This is a genomic window from Martinezella miluonensis (assembly GCF_900094545.1).
Lineage (GTDB): Bacteria > Pseudomonadota > Alphaproteobacteria > Rhizobiales > Rhizobiaceae > Rhizobium > Rhizobium miluonense.
The window spans coordinates 60,728-79,294 of record NZ_FMAH01000027.1; the positions used below are offsets into that span (position 1 = coordinate 60,728).

Annotated in this window: 18 protein-coding genes; 13 read left to right on the plus strand and 5 right to left on the minus strand. The window is 57.9% G+C overall.

Annotated elements, in window-relative coordinates; genetic code table 11:
* Nucleotides 1-3 precede the first annotated feature (3 nt).
* The 5 genes from GA0061102_RS20525 to GA0061102_RS20545 are packed head-to-tail and all read right to left on the minus strand — an operon-like array spanning nucleotide 4 to nucleotide 5,477.
* Nucleotides 4-891, minus strand: a complete 888-nt coding sequence (locus GA0061102_RS20525; RefSeq protein WP_092852672.1) for an ABC transporter permease — start codon at nucleotides 889-891, stop codon at nucleotides 4-6.
* Nucleotides 888-1,829, minus strand: coding sequence for an ABC transporter permease (locus tag GA0061102_RS20530; protein ID WP_092852674.1), 942 nt, complete (start codon nucleotides 1,827-1,829; stop codon nucleotides 888-890). Before GA0061102_RS20530 ends, GA0061102_RS20525 begins: the two co-directional genes overlap by 4 nt.
* Complete coding sequence (locus GA0061102_RS20535; RefSeq protein ID WP_092852676.1) at nucleotides 1,829-2,821, minus strand: ABC transporter ATP-binding protein; 993 nt, start codon at nucleotides 2,819-2,821, stop codon at nucleotides 1,829-1,831. Before GA0061102_RS20535 ends, GA0061102_RS20530 begins: the two co-directional genes overlap by 1 nt.
* 19 nt (nucleotides 2,822-2,840) lie before the next feature.
* Complete coding sequence (locus tag GA0061102_RS20540) at nucleotides 2,841-3,872, minus strand: ABC transporter ATP-binding protein (RefSeq protein WP_245298081.1); 1,032 nt, start codon at nucleotides 3,870-3,872, stop codon at nucleotides 2,841-2,843.
* A 33-nt stretch (nucleotides 3,873-3,905) separates the two neighbouring features.
* A complete protein-coding gene (locus tag GA0061102_RS20545; RefSeq protein WP_092852678.1) occupies nucleotides 3,906-5,477 on the minus strand; it encodes an ABC transporter substrate-binding protein in 1,572 nt (523 codons plus the stop codon).
* A gap of 730 nt (nucleotides 5,478-6,207) precedes the next feature.
* Here GA0061102_RS20545 and GA0061102_RS20550 point away from each other — a divergent pair.
* From GA0061102_RS20550 to GA0061102_RS20610, 13 genes are all read left to right on the plus strand, one after another.
* Nucleotides 6,208-7,065: a DeoR/GlpR family DNA-binding transcription regulator gene (locus GA0061102_RS20550; RefSeq protein WP_092852680.1), complete on the plus strand. Its 858-nt coding sequence runs from the start codon at nucleotides 6,208-6,210 to the stop codon at nucleotides 7,063-7,065.
* A 2-nt stretch (nucleotides 7,066-7,067) separates the two neighbouring features.
* On the plus strand, nucleotides 7,068-8,207 hold the full coding sequence (locus tag GA0061102_RS20555; RefSeq protein WP_092852682.1) for an alpha-D-ribose 1-methylphosphonate 5-triphosphate diphosphatase: 1,140 nt from the start codon (nucleotides 7,068-7,070) through the stop codon (nucleotides 8,205-8,207).
* A 45-nt stretch (nucleotides 8,208-8,252) separates the two neighbouring features.
* Nucleotides 8,253-8,717, plus strand: coding sequence for a phosphonate C-P lyase system protein PhnG (phnG, locus tag GA0061102_RS20560; protein ID WP_092852684.1), 465 nt, complete (start codon nucleotides 8,253-8,255; stop codon nucleotides 8,715-8,717).
* Nucleotides 8,714-9,349 (plus strand): phosphonate C-P lyase system protein PhnH, encoded by a 636-nt coding sequence (gene phnH, locus GA0061102_RS20565; protein ID WP_092852686.1) that lies wholly within the window; start codon nucleotides 8,714-8,716, stop codon nucleotides 9,347-9,349. Before phnG ends, phnH begins: the two co-directional genes overlap by 4 nt.
* Nucleotides 9,346-10,455 carry a carbon-phosphorus lyase complex subunit gene (locus GA0061102_RS20570; RefSeq protein WP_092852688.1) on the plus strand — a complete coding sequence of 370 codons (1,110 nt, stop codon included), beginning with the start codon at nucleotides 9,346-9,348 and terminating at the stop codon, nucleotides 10,453-10,455. The genes phnH and GA0061102_RS20570 overlap by 4 nt, the downstream gene beginning before the upstream one ends.
* A complete protein-coding gene (locus tag GA0061102_RS20575) occupies nucleotides 10,452-11,354 on the plus strand; it encodes an alpha-D-ribose 1-methylphosphonate 5-phosphate C-P-lyase PhnJ (RefSeq protein ID WP_092852690.1) in 903 nt (300 codons plus the stop codon). Before GA0061102_RS20570 ends, GA0061102_RS20575 begins: the two co-directional genes overlap by 4 nt.
* 5 nt (nucleotides 11,355-11,359) lie before the next feature.
* Nucleotides 11,360-12,157, plus strand: coding sequence for a phosphonate C-P lyase system protein PhnK (phnK, locus tag GA0061102_RS20580; protein ID WP_092852692.1), 798 nt, complete (start codon nucleotides 11,360-11,362; stop codon nucleotides 12,155-12,157).
* Nucleotides 12,158-12,174: 17 nt separating this feature from the next.
* Nucleotides 12,175-12,876, plus strand: coding sequence for a phosphonate C-P lyase system protein PhnL (gene phnL, locus GA0061102_RS20585; RefSeq protein WP_092852694.1), 702 nt, complete (start codon nucleotides 12,175-12,177; stop codon nucleotides 12,874-12,876).
* A gap of 171 nt (nucleotides 12,877-13,047) precedes the next feature.
* Nucleotides 13,048-14,598 (plus strand): ABC transporter substrate-binding protein, encoded by a 1,551-nt coding sequence (locus GA0061102_RS20590; protein ID WP_092852696.1) that lies wholly within the window; start codon nucleotides 13,048-13,050, stop codon nucleotides 14,596-14,598.
* A gap of 120 nt (nucleotides 14,599-14,718) precedes the next feature.
* On the plus strand, nucleotides 14,719-15,579 hold the full coding sequence (locus GA0061102_RS20595; protein WP_092852698.1) for a phosphodiesterase: 861 nt from the start codon (nucleotides 14,719-14,721) through the stop codon (nucleotides 15,577-15,579).
* A 49-nt stretch (nucleotides 15,580-15,628) separates the two neighbouring features.
* Nucleotides 15,629-16,606 carry an ABC transporter ATP-binding protein gene (locus GA0061102_RS20600; protein WP_245298082.1) on the plus strand — a complete coding sequence of 326 codons (978 nt, stop codon included), beginning with the start codon at nucleotides 15,629-15,631 and terminating at the stop codon, nucleotides 16,604-16,606.
* Complete coding sequence (locus GA0061102_RS20605; protein WP_092852702.1) at nucleotides 16,603-17,604, plus strand: ABC transporter ATP-binding protein; 1,002 nt, start codon at nucleotides 16,603-16,605, stop codon at nucleotides 17,602-17,604. The genes GA0061102_RS20600 and GA0061102_RS20605 overlap by 4 nt, the downstream gene beginning before the upstream one ends.
* A complete protein-coding gene (locus GA0061102_RS20610) occupies nucleotides 17,604-18,539 on the plus strand; it encodes an ABC transporter permease (RefSeq protein WP_092852704.1) in 936 nt (311 codons plus the stop codon). The genes GA0061102_RS20605 and GA0061102_RS20610 overlap by 1 nt, the downstream gene beginning before the upstream one ends.
* Nucleotides 18,540-18,567: the final 28 nt, after the last annotated feature.

Here is an 18,567-nt window from a genome sequence, read left to right on the forward strand (position 1 = left end):
TGATCATCGCAAACTTCCGTCAAGTCGATCGCGCAACCAGTCCCCCAATAGGCTGACGGCAAGTGTCGTCGTAACGATTAAGGTGGCCGGAGCAAATATGATCCAGGGTGCGCGCGTCATAAATTGCCTACCATAGCCGACCATATTCCCGAGACTCGTCATTGGTGGCTGCACCCCCAGTCCGAGAAAGGAAAGACTGCTCTCCATGAGGATGATCTCCGGAAATGTGAGCGTCATCGAAACGATGAGCGTCGAGGCTATATTGGGGAGAATATGATACAAATAGACGCGCATGGGGCCGGCTCCCAATTGTCGAATTGCGCCTGCGTAGCCCTGACCGCTTGCCGAAATCGCCAGGCCTCTGGCGATCCGTGTGTAGCGCTCCCAACCATAGAATCCCATAAGGCCGATAAAGAGCGGCAACGCGTTGCCAAAAAATGCAAGGACCGACAAAGACAAAATAAGAAACGGCATTGCCGCCTGAAAATCAGCCAGCATGAGGATGAATTGCTCTACCTTTCCGCGGAAATGAGCGGCTGCGAAGCCGAGTGCGGTACCCAAGCTTGCCGATATCAGTGTTGCGCCAAAAGCAACCAACAGAGATATGCGGATTGAAATGATCAAGCGCGACAGGACATCCCGACCAAGTTCGTCAGTACCCAGCCAATGCCCCGCACTGAATGGCGTAGCCAGTCGATTGCGCAAATCAATTGCGGTGATGGAATATGGAGCCAGATAATCGGCTGCAAATGCTACCAGGACGACGAGTATAATCCAGCCGATACCGAGTTGAACGAGGAGAGGGGCCCCCTTTCCTTTTGTCCTCTCCGCTTCGCTTGCAGACAATGGCTCGACGTCGCGGGGGACGGCGGTGTTCTTAGATGTAATCATGACTGTTTTTCCCGCGCGGACATGGCATTGCTTAGCCGCGGATCCAGCAGCCCGTAGAGAAACTCCACTGTGAGATTGGAGACGACCATGGTGACAGCGACGAACAAGAGAATGCACTGCACGACTGCCAAGTCTCTCGACGCCACAGATACAACCAGCAAATTCCCGATCCCTGGCCACGAGAATACGCTTTCGACCACGACCGAGCCCGCTATGAGGTTCCCAACCATGAACCCGACGATCGTTATTGTGGGTATTGCCGCGTTCGGTAAAGCGTGACGAGATACGACGGAAGACCACGGCACGCCCTTGGCGCTTGCCGTGCGGACATAATGCTGCCCCAGTACTTCGAGCGTGGCACTTCTCACGAAACGGGCAAGCACGGCGGCACCGCCCATGCCTAAGGTGAGAACTGGCAGGATGATGTTTGCCCACCCGTCACTTCCGCCAGTCGGCAGCCACCTCATCTGGATCGCAAAAATCTGAACAAGACCAAGTCCGAGGATGAAGCTTGGAATTGTGAAGCCCGCGACAGCAGCCGTCATGACCGTCCGGTCAACGGGACTGTCGCGATGCAAGGCAGCGTAGACGCCTGCTGGAATCCCGATGCCAACCTTAAGGATTAGCGCGGGCAATGTTAAAGCCAATGTCGCAGGTACACGACTAAGGACCAATTGCAGCGCCGGGCCGCCCCCACGCATGGATTGGCCGAATTCACCATGAAATATAGCGATAAAATACCGCAGATATTGAATCCAAATAGGTGAATCCAAACCCCAGTCGCGGCGGAATGCAGCCATTGCCTCGGGAGATGCATTTTCACCCATGATGCTGATCGCTGGATCACCTGAGATCCGAAGGACGACAAAAGCGAATGTAATGACAAGGATGATGGTTAGAGCGGCGCGGGCGACGCGAGTGACTGCGAAAAACAGCATCAGTTCCGGCCCTCTGATCGAGCCAATCGTTCGTTTGCAACGTGGCAGGCGATGAGGTGGCCTTCGCCATGGTGTTGAAGCGAAGGAGCCTCGCTTCGACATTGCGAACGAGCGACAGGACAGCGAGGGTGAAAGGCACAGCCTGACGGTCGTGCTGCTGGATTGGGTGGCTCGCCACTTAAGATCACGCGCTCTCGCTTGTGATTTCCTGGTACTGGGACTGCAGATACAAGCGCCTGCGTGTAAGGGTGAGCAGGTGCTGAAATAAGCGTGTCCGTGTCACCGCTTTCGACGATGCGCCCAAGATACATGACTGCCATCCTATGGCTGATATGCCGTACCACCTTCAGGTCATGGCTGATGAATAGCAGGCTGAGGTTTAGTTCCTCTTGAAGATCGACAAGAAGATTGACGACTTGTGCTTGTATTGAAACATCCAGAGCGGACACCGGCTCGTCGCAGACGAGAAGCTCAGGTCGCGTGATAAGTGCTCGCGCAAGAACAGCTCGCTGGCGCTGGCCCCCGGAAAGTTCGTGCGGGTAACGTTGCCCATGAGCTTCGTTGAGACCAACGGCCTTCAGAATGGCATAGGCACGATCGTCCCGTTCACTCCTATCGTCGACTCCGTGAATATCAAGCGGTTCACGAATTTGGCGTAAAATGGTGCACTGCCGGTCAAGCGCGCCGAGAGGATCTTGATAGATCATTTGCATACGTCGCCGCATCCTCCGCCAAGGGGAGGAATTGATCGGAGGAAGGGCTTTGCTCTGGAAGAGAACCTCGCCGCCATCAGGCTTTTCTAGGCCTAGCGCGACGCGACCCGTCGTTGACTTTCCTGAGCCAGATTCGCCGACAATCCCGAGTGTTTGTCCTCGCGGAACAACGAGTGAAACGGCATCGACAGCTGATACTTCTATCGGTCGTCCAAACAAGCCCTGGCGCGTCACGTAACGGCGTGAGATGTCACGCAGCTCAAGGGTGATATCATTCATTGCAGTATGTCTTTCTATCTCAGCAAAACGTTTGTGAGGCGCTCGTCGCTGGGATGCACGAAACGAAGCGGCCCGGCCGAACCAATATCAAAGGCGGAACGGCCGTTCCGCAGGCGCTTTCACGCTGCTTACAGCGGGGAGCAAACGCACAACCTCGAGGCAAATTAGCCGGCATCGGAACTTGGCCGTCAATTGGCTGCAGCCGACGCCGCGCTCCCTCCAACGGAGGCAATGCGGCCAAAAGCCCCTGTGTGTACGGATGAAGCGGCTCATCAAACAAAGCAGAAGACGGGGCCGCTTCGACAATGCGTCCACTATACATCACAGCTATCCGCTCGCATGTCTCCGAAATAATCCCAAGGTCATGGCTGATCAGGACGATTGCCATACCTGTTTCACGGCGGATAGTACCGAGGAGGTCGAGAATTTGGGCTTGGATGGTCGCATCAAGTGCGGTCGTCGGTTCGTCAGCAATGAGAACATCGGGTTGACCGGCCAAAGCCATAGCAATCATGACCCGCTGACTTTGCCCACCCGATAGTTCATGTGGGTAAGCATCCAATCTGCGCGCGGCATCTGGAATGGCTACTAGTTCAAACAGACGCTTAGCCTCCGCTCGGGCGGCGGCTCCCGAAAGTCCTCTGTGAAGCACGATCGCTTCTGCGACCTGATCACCAATTCGCATCACCGGATTGAGAGAACTGGCAGGATCCTGGAATATCATGGCAATACGTCCACCGCGAATCCGATCGAGCACCGCAGGAGAAGCACCTAGAAGCTCCTGTTTCTCCAATCGGACGCTGCCGGCGATACGGGCCTTGTTTGGCAGAAGCCCCAGCGCGCCAAGCCACGTCACTGATTTGCCGCAACCGGACTCACCCACAATTCCGAGAGTTTCTCCCCTTCGTATCGAGAGATTGAGGTCGTGGACGACACGAACGCCTTCAAAGTCGATCGCCAAATTGGAAATCTCGACCAGCGGCTCCTGTCCGATCCTGAGCAGAGTCTTGTCATCAAGACCAAAATCGTCACTTGCAGCATGCAACATCATGAAAGCCCGTCCGTCGTCATACCAGCGCTTTGGTTACGTTTTGGAATACGCGGGATTGAAGGGACCAAAATTAAGATCGAGGGTTTGCCCCGGGATCCACGCGAGATCTTTACGTTTGCCGTAAAACTGGCCCGACCCATGGAGAATGATACAGGGTGGATCATCGCGATCGATGATTTCCAACATTCTGCGGACAAGGACCCGGCGAGCCTGTGCATCCGCGGTTGCCTTGAGCTTGCTCCCCAGATCAAAGAACTCCTGATTGCTCCAGATACCCACCTGTGGTGACGTGCCACTCGGTCCAAACTCACGCCATGCATGCGCTAGAATGTCCGGAAAGATCGCTGTTGAAGAACTATCGTAGATGGCGTGGACGGGCTTGGTCTGGACCTGCCCGAAATTCTCCATCATCTGAATCTCGACTTTGAGACCGACCGCGCGCCACATCTCGATCATCGTCTGCGCGCCGATGAGCTGATTGGGATAGTAGTCGTTCAACAGCTTGTACGTGATCGTCTCGCCGTTATAGCCTGCTTCCTTGAGAAGCTGCCGGGCAAGATCCGGATCGTAGGCGAGGGCCGGAAAATCTTTAATGTAGCCATCGCCGAAGCTTGGGAACTGGAAGCCATTCGGTACCGGTACCCGATCTTGCCACAGCGCTTCGACGAATGTCTTACGATCGAGTGCAAGGCTAAGGGCGCGCCGAACGCCAACCTTCGACAAGATAGGATCAGTCTTATCAATAGTAAGGAACCGGATGTTCTGGACTGCGCCACCGGCAACCTCAAGGTTCGTCTTTTTCGCAATTTCTGCAAATGTGTCTGGCGAAACGTCGGTAATGAAGTCGACTTCGCCCACCGACAACGCATTCACGCGGGAGGCAAGTTCCGGGATCACTCTGAATTCAATTCCTGCGAACGGTGGGTGTCCGCCCCAATAATGGTCATGTGAAGCAAGGATCACATTGACGTCAAGCTTTTGGCGCACGATCCGATATGGGCCGGTTCCAATAGGTGCGGAGATCCACTTGTCCCAAGAACCCGCTGCGTCAAACGCACTCTTGCTGACAATCTCGGCCCCCCAAGATGCAAGACGCTTTTCGAGAAGTGCATCATCATTTTTTGCATAAACAATCACGGTATGTTCATCGATTATGTCGACGCGAGCGATTGTGTCGAGCGTCTGCATCGCCGTTGATTTGCCGGACTTGCCTGGCCCTAACAGGTGCTCGGGGCTAAGCGAGAATGCGACATCTGCCGATGTGAAAGGGCTGCCGTCATGGAAGGTAACGCCTTTACGCAGGAAAAGGCGCAATGCCTTTCCATCGATGCGTTCCCAGCGCTCCGCTAGCGCCGGACGCAGTGCCATGGATTCATTTTGCTCGAAGGCAATCAATGTATCAAACATTTGAGGAGCAATACGTCGCGTCGCTGTGTGCACATAGAGCGCTGGTTCGACGGCGGGAGGAAAGCCGGACATGCCGATTTTAAGGGTATGTCGATCGGCTCCTTGTGCTGCTGCGATGCGCAAACCCGCCACCGACATCAAGCCGGCAGCTGCTCCGGCGCCCAGAATTCTGCGCCTCGTAAAGGTAAGATTTCGCATAGTTTTCCATTTCTATCCAGTTAGCGACCAGCGTTAGGACACACGTTGGGATTGGTGAATGCTGCGGCATTTGAGAAAAGGTGTCTCGTTCGACGCCGAACCATCGGGCCACCTCATTACAGAGAGATGACAATCATCGAATAATTCGATATGTATCTCTTGGATTTGGATGGAGCGGTGCAGGCGGCATTTCGAGGACAATTCTGATTGACGAAGGCGATCTTTAGCTGGATGCGGTTCCGGACTGCTTGCCAGCTGGTTACTTTGATTCACGCAATGCTTGCGGACAAGTGCCACTCCGTCTCTCCCTGTCCGGTATTTGTCCCGGACAACACCCCGCCGGAAATCTCCCGATAGGGATGCCGATTCCGCGCACAACGAATGGAGCTTGGTCTCCGGCCCAACCACATCGGTTAACGACATTCGTTCCGATACCTTGGTCTCGCCTGGCGAATTACTGGGTTACAGCCGATTGGGTGACCCCGAGGATGGCTGCCGCCTTAGCGATACATCGTTGCTGAAAAAACCCCGTAAAAGCTGGTGTTGACAGTTGATTTTCAAGAGCAAAGTTCGAACTGGAATAGTCCAGGGTCCTCGCAAAGCCTTGTCAGAATGTGGTCATTGCAACATTTAAGAACACCATAAGTTCACAAAGCCACAAATGTCATCACCATGTCATCTGCGTGCTGTATCCGCATATTGAATTTAATTCCCGGCGAAGGAGTCTCCGATGGAGGAGCGTGATCAACAGAATGGAAAAGGTGCGAGCATCGGCGCTATTCGCCAACAGAGCATCCTTTCGCTGATTGATCAGGGGCACATCGTATCTGTCGGCGACTTCGCCAAGCGATTTTCGGTTGCCAACGAAACCATTCGCCGGGACATTCGCGCACTTGAGGAAGCGGGCAAACTTCGTCGGGTCCATGGCGGCGCAGTGCCTACGCGAACATTCGACGTCACTGCCCGACGTCCGCTCACCGAGCGCATGGAGGTTGATCGGGAAGGAAAGATGCTAGCCGCGAAAGCAGCAATGGCACTGCTCGAAGATGACATGCACGTCTTTTTAGGCGTGAGCTCGACGATGCTGCTGGTCGCGGAGGAAATCGCCCGCAGCGACAAGAAGCTATCTGTCACAACCAACTCTATCGATATCGGCCTCACCGTCGCAGCGTCAACGCGCTGCACAGTCAACCTTCTTGGTGGAGTGATCCATCATCGATCCAGAGCGCTAGACGGATACGAGGTGCTTAGTAATTTTGAGGGTAGGCTCTTCGATCTATCCTTGCTGGGAGCCAGTGCCATAAGCCCGGTTTACGGCGCCCTTGCCCCTAGCAAAGAACATCAAGTGATTGGCGCTGCAGCCGCCGACCGGTCACACCAGGTCGCATTCGTCGTCGATCATGCCAAGTTCAACCGTCGAGATGCCCAGGTAGTTCGCCGGCTCGAGGAATTCGACTTCCTTGCCACGGACAAGGCTCCGCCAACCGAACTGGCCGACGCGCTGGTGAATGCCGGGGTGACCATATTTTTGCCCCCGACAAAGGAAGGCGCGGTCGCGCCTGCGGCATCTGACGAAGGAAATAATTAATAATGAATAGGCTTCTAACGAACGCGCAGATTGTGCTCGACGACCGGGTAATTGCGGGTTCGGTCTCGATAGACGGGAATGCGATCTCAACAGTGTTGGACGCAAAGGCGGATCAAAGCGGTTTCGATTGTGAAGGAGATTTCCTTCTGCCGGGCCTCATCGATATCCATACCGACAATCTCGAAGTGCACGTGCATCCCCGACCGACCGTTCAGTGGCCGGAAATGCTCGCTGCGGTGATTGGACATGACTGGCAGGTTCTCGGAAGCGGCATCACGACGGTCTTTGATTCTGTCTCGATCGGCGACTTTCACAGTGGCGGAAAGCGTAGCGCGATGCTCGATAAGGCAATCGGGGCAATCGAGCAGGCGCGTTCCGCCGGTGTGCTCAAGGTCGATCACTTCCTTCATCTTCGATGCGAACTGTGCGACCCAAACGTCATGTCCGTGGTCGAGCGGCACATTGATAACCCTGCAGTGAGGCTCGTCAGCATGATGGATCACACGCCGGGCCAGCGACAGTGGCATGACACCGTTCGCTTCCGCGAAATGTACAAGAAGAAGGGCGTGCGGATCTGGACTGATGAAGAGTTCGAATCCGACATGACGATCTGGCGCAAGCAGCAGGCCAAAATCGTGCCGGGGCACCGGGCCACCCTTCGCAAGCTTTGCGAAGCACGCGGTATTCCGATGGCCAGCCATGACGACACCACTGTCGCAGACGTGGACGAGGCGCGAGACGACGGGATTCTCATCAGCGAATTCCCGACGACTGTCGCCGCCGCCGAGCGCGCTAGGGCGGTCGGAATGAAGAACGTCATGGGATCGCCGAACATCATTCTCGGTGGCTCCCATTCGGGCAATGTCAGCGCCGCCCATCTATCGGACCTTGGACTGCTCGACATGCTGACCTCGGACTATGTGCCGGGGAGCTTGCTGCATGCGGCCTTCAAGATCGCGAATGGAGGTGTCGAATTGGCAAAAGCCATCGCAATGGTGACCAGCACGCCGGCAGAACTTCTCCATCTCACCGATCGTGGGCGCATTGCCGAAGGGCTGCGGGCTGATCTCCTGCGTGTCCGTCTCGTCGACGGCGTCCCCGTTATCAAGAACGTCTGGGTGGCGGGCCGCCAATACATGTAGGGAACCGTTGAGGCCCCCGGAAACTAAACGAAGGCAAGATCTCATATGGAAAACGAACAGGCTGCCACCGCGGAGCGATCCGCGTGGCTGGGCGTGATGTCACGCGCCCATAAGGGAGAACTGGAGGCGCTGGCCAACGGCATCGTCTCCGACGTGAAATTCGAACGCCTCCGCGCGCCGCATGTCGGCCTCGTCATGGTGCGTGGTCGTGCCGGCGGAACGGGGACCGTATTCAATCTGGGCGAGATGACGATAGCCCGTGCATCGATCCGCCTTTCCGACGGTACGGTCGGCCATGGTTATGTCCAGGGCCGCGACAAGCGAAAGGCCGAGATGGTTGCGATCGTTGACGCCCTTCTTCAGCAGCCTGACCGCCGCGAAGGAATATTGTCGATGGTCATTGAGCCACTTCGCCTCAAGGCCGAGATGCGGCGTCTCGCCGTCCGTCAGAAAGCAGCAGCCACGAAGGTCGAGTTCTTTACGGTCGCTCGGGGAGAAGAATTCGCATGACCACCGCTGCGCACGCTCTTTCCAAGAACGCCACAGGCGGCCTCAAGGCAGGGTTTGCCGAACCCGTTGCAGACTCTCAGGAAGTGTTTCGGTCGGCGATGAACGCCTTCGGTTACGCTGGCCGCCCGTTTGAGATCGGTCAGCAGCTGGACGGGCCTACACCGTTCAATACGGCGACCTCGGCATTCAGCCTGGCATTGATGGACTTCGAAACCTCGGTCTGGCTTCAGACGCAATCGGATGAGGCCGCGAGCTGGCTGCGCTTCCATTGCGGCCTTCCAACTGTGGAAGACAAAACCGCTGCAACCTTCGCAATCATCACTGATCCCCAGAGCATGCCTTCATTGACGGCATTTCATGCTGGCGAGATTGAATACCCGGAGTGCTCGACGACCCTCGTCATCCAGGTTCCATCGCTCGTTGAAGGTCCCAAAACAACCTGGGCCGGACCCGGTATTAACGGAAGTATCGAGGTGGCCATCGCAGGGCTTCCATCCTGGTTCTGGTCGCTCTGGGATCTCAATCGAGAGCTCTATCCGCGCGGCATCGATGCCGTGTTCACCTGTGGGAATGCCATGATCGCCCTCCCGCGGACAGTCCATGTCGAATTCGAAGACGGGAGCGTCGCATGAGTTACGTCGCAGTAAAGGGTGGCGAACAGGCCATTCTGAATACCCACAAGCTCCTGTCGGAGACGCGGCGTGGCAGTGCGGAATTTCCGGAATTGACCCTCGACCAGATACGAGAGCAGTTTTCGCTGGCGGTGGCCCGCGTGATGTCCGAAGGCTCGGTGTTCGATCCCGATCTGGCCGCCCTCGCCTTGAAACAGGCTCAGGGCGACGCGCTGGAGGCGATCTTCCTGGTTCGTGCCTATCGCACGACCCTTCCGCGCCTGGCAGTGTCGAAGCCGGTTGATACAGCGCGCATGGACGTCCAACGTCGCATTTCCGCGACATTCAAAGATGTTCCGGGCGGACAGATCCTCGGCCCGACATACGACTACACCCATCGGTTGCTCGACTTCACGCTCGCCGCCGAAGGTGAAACCCGTGCTGCGGCTCAAACTGCCGAGGAACCAGTTCCCGCCGACATGCCCCGTGTCATCGACTTCCTCGACGGTGAAGGCGTGATCGAGGCCGAGACGGACAACGGCCAGACGGAGGTATTCGACCTCACCCGCCAGCCGATGAAATTTCCGGCCGGCCGGGATCAGCGTCTGCAAAATCTGGCACGCGGCGACGAAGGTTTTCTTCTTGGTCTGGCCTACTCCACGATCCGTGGATACGGCTACAGCCACCCTTACGTCGGTGAGCTCCGGGTCGGAGACATCACCGTCGAGATCGAGCCGGAAGAACTCGGATTTGCGATCGAGGTTGCCGACATCACGGTTACGGAATGCCAGATGGTCGCGCGCTTCAAGGGAAGCTCCGAGAAGGCCGCTCAATTTACGCGCGGCTACGGTCTTTCTTTCGGTCATAACGAACGCAAGGCCATGTCCATGGGTCTCCTCGACCGCGCGCTTCGCGCCCGGGAACTGGGTGAGGACGTCCAAGGCCCGGCGCAGGACGAAGAGTTCGTCTTGCCACACACAGACAACGTCGATGGCAACGGCATGGTCTCTCACTTCAAGCTTCCACACTACGTGGATTTCCAGGCCGATCTCCAGTTCGTTCGTCAGATGAGGACCGAATTCGAGGAACGCCGCTCGGCACAAGGTATCAAGGAGGCTGCGGAATGAGTGCTCAGGCAACCAGCCATATCGACGACCGCCACGAGGACGATAGCTACAACTTCGCTTTCCTCGACGAACAGACCAAGAGAATGATCCGACGGTCGTTGCTCAAGGCCCTGTCCATTCCGGGATATCAGGTTCCGTTCGGTGCAAGAGAAATGCCTCTGGCGCAGGGCTGGGGAACGGGCGGAATTCAGGTTACCGCGAGCGTCATCGGCAAGTCTGACGTCTTGAAGGTCATCGACCAGGGCGCCGACGACACGACGAACGCGGTTTCCATCCGGCGGTTCTTTCAGACCGTGACCGACGTCGCGGTAACGGAGAGCACAACGGAGGCGACCGTCATTCAGTCACGCCACCGCGTGCCCGAGGCGCCGTTGCATGAAGGCCAGATTTTTGTCTACCAGGTGCCGCAGCCGGAACCCTTGCGCATGATCGAGCCCAGGGAGACCGAGACGCGAAAGATGCATGCATATGCCGAGTATGGCGCAATGCAGGTGACGCTTTACGAGGACATCGCCCGCTATGGACACATAGCGAGAAACACCGACTATCCGGCGATCATCAACGATCGGTTCCTGATGTCGCCTTCGCCTATCCCGAAATTCGACAACCCGAAGATGGCCAACAACCCGGCTCTTCAGTTTTTCGGTGCCGGCCGCGAAAAGCGTATCTACGCCATTCCGCCTTACACGTCTGTGCGCAACCTCGACTTCGACGACCACCCGTTCAAGGTGCAGGCGTGGAGTCAGTGCTGCTCGCTCTGCGGCTCCAAGGACACCTATCTCGACGAGGTCATTCTTGATGACCAGGGCGGACGTATGTTCGTCTGCTCCGACACCGATTTTTGCAACACCCGGCAGGCGCAAGCGGCTACGAGCGGCGTTGAAGGGGGACAGGAATGAGCGCGATGAATTCAACCCTGCGAAAGACGGTGAGACGCCCCCTCCTGGAGGTTTCCAAGCTTTCGAAATCCTACGGCAGCCAGCCGGGATGCATCGACGTCTCCTTCACGATCCGTCCCGGCGAGGTTCTTGGCATCGTCGGCGAAAGCGGCTCCGGCAAGTCGACACTCCTTGCTTCGCTATCGGGTCGTTTGCAGCCCGATAGTGGTAGCATCATGTACGACATGAAGGACCGCGGCCCAACGGATATCCTCAACATGTCCGAACCCGACCGGCGCCGGCTTGCCCGGACCGACTGGGGCATCGTTCACCAGAACCCGCGCGACGGTCTGCGCATGGCAATCTCGGCCGGCGGTAACATCGGCGAGCGTCCAATGGCCGTTGGTGCGCGTCACTACGGAGAGATCCGGGCCGAAGCCCAGGACTGGTTGAAGAAGGTGGAGATCGATCTCATCCGGACCGATCATCAGCCGAGAACCTTTTCCGGCGGTATGCAGCAACGCCTGCAGATCGCGCGAAACCTCGTGACTCGGCCGCGCCTCGTGTTCATGGATGAACCGACCGGCGGCCTTGATGTCTCCGTACAGGCTCGTCTCCTCGATCTACTTCGCGGACTGGTGCGTGAGCTCGGGATTGCCGTGATTATCGTCACGCACGATCTTGCCGTCGTCCGCCTTCTCGCGGACCGGCTCATGGTCATGCAGCGTGGCCGCGTAATCGAAGAGGGCCTGACCGACCAGGTGCTCGACGACCCGCATCATCCCTATACCCAATTGCTTGTCTCGTCTGTCCTGCAGGTGTGAACGAGGGGAATGAAACATTGACAATTCGACTTCATGCCAAAGGTCTCTCAAAGACGTTTACCCTCCACACGCAGGGCGGCGCGGTTCTTCCTGTCTTCGACCGCATCGAACTGGCGGTCAAGTCTGGGGAATGTGTGTGTCTGCACGGTCCGTCGGGCGCTGGCAAATCGACGTTGCTGCGATCGCTTTATGCAAACTACAAGCCCGACGCCGGAGAGATCCTCGTGGATCACGAAGGGCAGATGACAAACCTGCTCGCGGCGGAACCATGGGAGGTCGTCGAGATCAGGCGGCGTACGATCGGTTACGTCAGCCAGTTCCTGCGTGTCATTCCTCGGGTGTCGACCATCGACGTCGTGACGGAGCCAGCGATAGCCAATGGTGTTGCAGCCGATGTCGCCGAAGCAGCAGCGAAAGGTCTTCTGGAGCGGCTGAGGATCCCGGAGCGTCTGTGGTCACTCGCGCCCGCCACCTTTTCCGGTGGCGAGCAGCAGCGCGTGAACATCGCTCGAGGATTCATCATCGACTATCCGATCATGCTTCTCGACGAGCCGACGGCATCGCTCGACGCCACCAACCGCGCAACGGTCATCGCCCTTATCAATGAGGCAAAATCCCGCGGCTCAGCCATTGCCGGGATCTTCCACGACGCCGAAGTCCGCGATGCCGTGGCCGATAGGCTGTTCGAGGTCGCTCCGGTCGCCGCGAAGGCGGCCTGATCCAGGTGTGGTCGGCGGGTTTCTCCGCCGATCAGACCTGCCTAAGCATATTTGGGCCATTCAAGCCCTCTCGCATCCACCCCTTGCGTGCCATCCAGTGAAGGACGGCGCAGCGAGACTACGCATGCCAACTCTCATCAACTTGTGCTCTCTTCTACAGGACCTGACGTCATGAGAATCTCACGCCGAAATTATCTGAAGGCAACGGCAGCGTTGTCACTCCTGTCACTCGCTTCACCACGCGCCGTTTTCGCGGCCGCCCCGAAAGACCTCGTCATCGGTGTGCAGGTAAATCCGGCACTGCTCGATCCGTTGCGTCTTGGCACGAACCCGACCTATCGCGTTACGGCGAACATCTACGATATGCTCATCCGGATCGACCGAAAGAACGGTGATCGCCTCGTGCCGGGTCTTGCCGATTCCTGGAAGCAGATCGACGCCAAAACCTGGGATTTCGTAATCCGCCAGGGTGTACTGTTCCATGACGGATCCACTCTGACGACAGAGGACGTCGCCTTCACGTTCGGACCGGAGCGGATGCTGACGGACGGTCTGCCAAGCGTCAGCTTCTCGCGCCAGTTCTTCAGCGGTCTGCAGAGTGTCACTGCCGTCGACGAGCGCACAGTCCGCTTCGTGACGAAGCAGCCGGATCCGTTGTTCGAATCCAGAATGGCGAACTGGGCGAGCCAGATCATTTCGAAAAGTGCGTTCAAGAAGACCAACGACTGGGACAAGTGGGCTCTCGCTCCCGTTGGGACGGGCCCTTACAAGGTCGCTGAGGTCGTTGCCGGCGACCGGATCCGCCTGGTGGCGCATGAAGGTTACTGGGGTGGCAAGCCGCCTTTCGCCTCGCTGACCTTCAAGGTCATTCCGGAAGCGGCAGGGCGCGTCAACGCGCTGGCCGCCGGCGACGTCCAGATCATCACCGAGGTGACCACCGACCAGATGCCGTCGATCAAGGCGCGTGATGGCCTCACCGTTGTGGGCGGTGCGATCAACAACATCCGCACGCTGAACTACGGAACGTTTGGCGGACCGCTGAAGGATGCCAAAATCCGGCGTGCGCTGGATCTCTCGATCGACCGACAGGCAATCACCGAGCAGCTGTTCGGCGGACTGGTCGGCGTTCCGCGCGGTTTCCAGTGGGACAACTACGGTGATATGTATATCGAGGACTTCCCGAAGCCCGCTTATGATCCGGAAGCAGCCAAGAAGCTTCTGGCAGAAGCTGGCTATAAGGGTGAGCCGATCGAGTACCGGACGAAGGAAAGCTACTACACGGCCGAGATCGACACTGCACAGGCGCTCCAGCAGATGTGGCAGGCCGTCGGCCTCAACGTGCAGCTCAAGGTCGTCGAGAATGACGCACAGCTTTATGCGCAGCCCAACTTTGCGATCTTCAACGGTTCCGTGACCTCGCTTTACCCCGACCTGATGGGCTCGCTTTGGACGACCTACGGTCCGAACGGCTTTATCCGTTTCCTGGCGAAAAGCTGGTCCAACGCCGAATTCGACGAGATCGGCCAGAAGCTTTTGACGATGACCGATCGCGCAGAGCGCCGGAAATTGCACCGCAGGGTCTTGGAGATCTTCGCCGAAATCGATCCGCCAAGCTCCATCCTGCACGAAACCCCGATGTTCTACGGCATGCGAAGCGACGTCGGCTTCGTGCCGCACAAGACGCCTATGATGGATTTCGGTCCGCTCAACATCGGAACGTAAGGCATCAAACAAACCTGTTCCGTCGAGAGCCTAGCGGGCTTCTCGACGGAGCATAAGACCAATGTGATCGCCCCTCGACACATCGATCGGGCTAGACCCCAGTAATATCAAGGTAGAGCAATGATTATCGCCCATCTCAGCGACATCCATATCCGTGAAGAAGGTGCGCCTCTTGCTGTCGGCAACATGGACTATTCCGCCATGGCCCAGCAGGCCTTCGACCGCGTTACAAGAATGACGCCGCGTCCCGACATGATGATCATCACGGGCGATCTCGCTGACAGCGGACAGGTCGGGGAATACCGACGGCTGAAAACCATGATCGAGGCCCTACCGTTTCCGGTTCACATGGTGCTCGGCAACCACGACATTCGCGCCAACTTCCTTGAGGTTTTCCCGGAGCGGAAAGCCGAGGGCATCGACTTCGTCCAGTTCTGCGTTGAGCACGACGATCTTCGGATCATTGGCCTCGATACCCTGATCGAAGGCGAAGGCAAGGGTGGCCTCTGCCACGAGCGCCTGTCCTATCTGCGCGACCGTCTGGCGGAACGTCCCGATGTTGCGACGATCATCATGTTCCATCACCAGCCATTCCTCTTCAATGCAGGCGTCTACGATGCCGTCGGCCTGAAGGAAGGCGTCGAGGAATTCGGCGAGATCGTCGCGGCCAACAAACAGATCGTCCGTGTGTTCTGCGGTCATCTGCACCGTTCGCTCGACTGCCTCTGGAAAGGAACGCTGGTTTCCGTCACGCCGTCCGTCGTCTGTTCCGCGAACCTTCCGGTCGGCGACGTGCGGATCTTCAAGAACATCAACGAGCCGCCGGCATTCAAGCTGCACGTCCTCGTGCCGAACGAAGGACTGGTCTCGCATCTCGTCTATGTCGAGGATTTCGGCCCGGCCTATGAAAACCTGCCCGACCCGAACTACCAGGGCATCGTATCGATGACCAAAGAGACCGGTCAGGGCGCGGTCCGTTAAGGCCATGAGCAACGTGTCCCGCACACCAGCTATCCTCGAGGTTCGAGATATGCGCGTCAGCATTCGCTCGCCGAAGGGCGAGACCGAAATCGTTCGGGGCATCGACCTTGACGTAGGCCGAGGCGAAATTCTCGGCCTTGTCGGGGAATCGGGATGCGGGAAAAGCATCACGTGGCTGACCATCATGCGCGTTCTCGGCAAACAGGTCGCCACATCCGGCTCGGTGACGTTCGGCCGGCACGAGTTGCTTGGCGCCGAGGAGCGAGTGATGGCATCGCTTCGTGGAAGACATATTGCGATGATCGGCCAGGATGCGACCGCCTCGCTCAATCCGATCAAAACGATCGGGTTTCAGCTCGTTGAGACGCTGAGACATCATCAGGGTTTCGACGGCACTACGGCAAGGGCGCAGGCAAAGCGTTTGCTTGATCAGGTTCGCGTACCTGCCGCAGACCGGCGCCTTGGCCAGTATCCGCACGAGCTGTCCGGCGGCACCAACCAGCGTGTGGCCATTGCCATCGCCCTTGCCGGAACACCGGACTTGCTGATCGCAGACGAGCCAACGACGGCCCTGGACGTGACGGTGCAGGCCCAGATCCTCGATCTCCTGCGCGAAATCAGGAAAGAAACCGGCATGTCCATGGTTCTCATCTCTCACGATCTTGGGGTCGTGCGAGAGACGAGCGATCGGATCGCCGTGATGTATGCAGGCCGAATTGTCGAAATCGCACCCGCCGAAGGGTTCTGGATGAACGCCAGCCATCCGTATACGCGCGGTCTTCTTGATGCCGCTCCGGATATCGATGAGCCGATCGGGCGCTTGCGAGCAATACCCGGAAGCGTTCCTGCTCCCAACGCCATCCCTGCGGGTTGCGCGTTCCAGGATAGGTGTTCGTTGAAACAGGGGATCTGTATGAGCTCTGTGCCCCAGCTTGAGCCGCCTTTGGCCAGTCACCGCAGCGCCTGCCACGCCGTGGCTGCAGGCGAAAAGCGGCCGGCATCCATGAGCCTGGAGAATTCGGCATGACGCCGTTCCTGCACGTAGAGGGCCTCACGCGGCACTTCGAGATCAAATCTGGCAAGGGGCTTTTCGCCCCCAAGGCAACCGTGAGGGCAGTCGACGATGTTTCATTCGGCGTTCAGCGTGGAGAGACGCTGGGCATCGTCGGTGAGTCCGGCTGTGGCAAGTCGACGACTGGTCGTCTCGTTCTGGGAATGCTGAAGCCCACCGCCGGCACGGTGATGCTGGATGGCGAAACGGTCCACGCGCGACACGACGCCGTCTGGCGCCTGCAGCGCCGGCGGGTGCAGATGGTCTACCAGGATCCCATGTCCTTCCTCGACAAACGCCTTCCAATCGGCCGCCAAGTCATCGAGCCGATGACCATCCATGGTATCGGCGGGTCGATGGCAGAACGGCGCGCACGGGCGCAGGACGTTCTTTCCGTGGTTGGCATGCGTCCTGATCAATTCGACAGCTATCCGCATGAGCTCTCCGGCGGTCAACGCCAGCGCGTCATCCTTGCACGCGCGCTTATGCTGGAGCCCGAGCTGCTCGTCTGCGACGAGCCGGTTTCCGCACTCGACGTCTCGGTTGCGGCTCAAGTCGTCAATCTGTTGAAAGACCTTCAGTCTGAGCGGGGATTGACCTACCTGTTCATCAGCCATGATCTCAAGATCGTCCGTCAGGTCGCCGATCGGGTCATGGTCATGTACCTCGGCAAGGTCATGGAGACCGCGACGACTGCCGAACTGTACCGGCGACCACTTCATCCCTATACGCAGACGCTCCTGTCCGCCGTCCCGAGCGTCAAGCCGACTGTGCAACAGCGAGTGCTACCCCAAGGAGATCCGCCAAATCCGTCGGAGGTCCCCGAAGGCTGCGTCTTCAACCCGAGATGCCCATTTGCGACTGACTTGTGCCGGAGCGTCCGGCCTGCTGTCCGCACGCTTGAAGGCGGCCGGTCGATCGCCTGTCATCATCCGCAGGAATTGATGTCTTCCAGCGAACGAAAGGGTGCCTGATGCTGCTATTTCTGTTCAACAGGTCACTGCGAGCGATCGCAACTCTGCTCGTGATCGTGACCGCTGCGTTTGTCGTGCTCCGCCTGACTGGCGATCCGGCTTTGAGCATTCTGGGGCTTGATGCCTCTCCCGAAGCGATTGCCGAATTCCGCAAATCCTGGGGGCTCGACCAGCCTATATGGGTGCAGTATCTGACCTATTTGGCCGGTGTTCTGCGCGGTGACCTCGGCGCATCGATGCTCGATGGACGAAATGCGATCCTGGTCGTGATCGACAGGCTACCAACCACGCTGTCGATCATGATCCCGGGCTTCCTGCTACAACTGATTATCGGGATCCCTGTTGGCGTCCTCAGTGGCCTGCGCCGTGGCACATGGCTGGACCGCGCTATCATGGCCGGATCCCTGATCGGGTTTACCATCCCGAGCTTCGTTCTCGCACTTATCCTTGTCATGCTCTTCGCTGTGCGACTGCATTGGCTGCCGTCTGGCGGAAGTGGAAGTTTGGCGCACCTTGTGCTTCCGGTCCTGAGCCTTGGGGTATTCGGTGCTGCGACGCTTGCGCGCTTCACCCGGTCAGCAGTAGCGGATATTGTTGACCAACCACAGGTTCGAGCCGTCACCCTTAGGGGGCTGCCGCGGAAGCACATAATACTTCATCATATCATGCCAAATGCCGCTCTGCCGGTGGTGACCGTCATGGGCATGATGCTTGGTGGTCTCGTCGCAGGGGCTGTCGTCACGGAGAGCGTCTTCGCATGGCCGGGAATAGGTCGTCTGCTCGTTACCTCCGTCGCAAGCAGGGATCTCTCGGTCGTCCAGGCGATCCTTCTTTTGATCGGATGCGCCATGGTTGCCGCCAATCTTGCCGTCGACATGATCTACGGGCTTCTCGACCCACGGTTGAGGCATGTCTCTGCTGTAGGGGGAAAATGATGTCAAAACAGACAACGATGTCACATGC

Excerpts from the sequence above, each read along its gene's own strand:
- GA0061102_RS20540 (WP_245298081.1), bottom strand. The coding sequence starts at position 3,872 with ATGATGTTGCATGCTGCAAGTGACGATTTTGGTCTTGATGACAAGACT.
- phnG (WP_092852684.1), top strand. The coding sequence starts at position 8,253 with ATGGAAAACGAACAGGCTGCCACCGCGGAGCGATCCGCGTGGCTGGGC.
- GA0061102_RS20570 (WP_092852688.1), top strand. The coding sequence starts at position 9,346 with ATGAGTTACGTCGCAGTAAAGGGTGGCGAACAGGCCATTCTGAATACC.
- GA0061102_RS20525 (WP_092852672.1), bottom strand. The coding sequence starts at position 891 with ATGATTACATCTAAGAACACCGCCGTCCCCCGCGACGTCGAGCCATTG.
- phnH (WP_092852686.1), top strand. The coding sequence starts at position 8,714 with ATGACCACCGCTGCGCACGCTCTTTCCAAGAACGCCACAGGCGGCCTC.
- GA0061102_RS20555 (WP_092852682.1), top strand. The coding sequence starts at position 7,068 with ATGAATAGGCTTCTAACGAACGCGCAGATTGTGCTCGACGACCGGGTA.
- GA0061102_RS20530 (WP_092852674.1), bottom strand. The coding sequence starts at position 1,829 with ATGCTGTTTTTCGCAGTCACTCGCGTCGCCCGCGCCGCTCTAACCATC.
- GA0061102_RS20610 (WP_092852704.1), top strand. The coding sequence starts at position 17,604 with ATGCTGCTATTTCTGTTCAACAGGTCACTGCGAGCGATCGCAACTCTG.
- GA0061102_RS20550 (WP_092852680.1), top strand. The coding sequence starts at position 6,208 with ATGGAGGAGCGTGATCAACAGAATGGAAAAGGTGCGAGCATCGGCGCT.
- GA0061102_RS20605 (WP_092852702.1), top strand. The coding sequence starts at position 16,603 with ATGACGCCGTTCCTGCACGTAGAGGGCCTCACGCGGCACTTCGAGATC.
- phnK (WP_092852692.1), top strand. The coding sequence starts at position 11,360 with ATGAATTCAACCCTGCGAAAGACGGTGAGACGCCCCCTCCTGGAGGTT.
- GA0061102_RS20600 (WP_245298082.1), top strand. The coding sequence starts at position 15,629 with ATGCGCGTCAGCATTCGCTCGCCGAAGGGCGAGACCGAAATCGTTCGG.
- GA0061102_RS20535 (WP_092852676.1), bottom strand. The coding sequence starts at position 2,821 with ATGAATGATATCACCCTTGAGCTGCGTGACATCTCACGCCGTTACGTG.
- GA0061102_RS20595 (WP_092852698.1), top strand. The coding sequence starts at position 14,719 with ATGATTATCGCCCATCTCAGCGACATCCATATCCGTGAAGAAGGTGCG.
- GA0061102_RS20575 (WP_092852690.1), top strand. The coding sequence starts at position 10,452 with ATGAGTGCTCAGGCAACCAGCCATATCGACGACCGCCACGAGGACGAT.
- GA0061102_RS20590 (WP_092852696.1), top strand. The coding sequence starts at position 13,048 with ATGAGAATCTCACGCCGAAATTATCTGAAGGCAACGGCAGCGTTGTCA.
- GA0061102_RS20545 (WP_092852678.1), bottom strand. The coding sequence starts at position 5,477 with ATGCGAAATCTTACCTTTACGAGGCGCAGAATTCTGGGCGCCGGAGCA.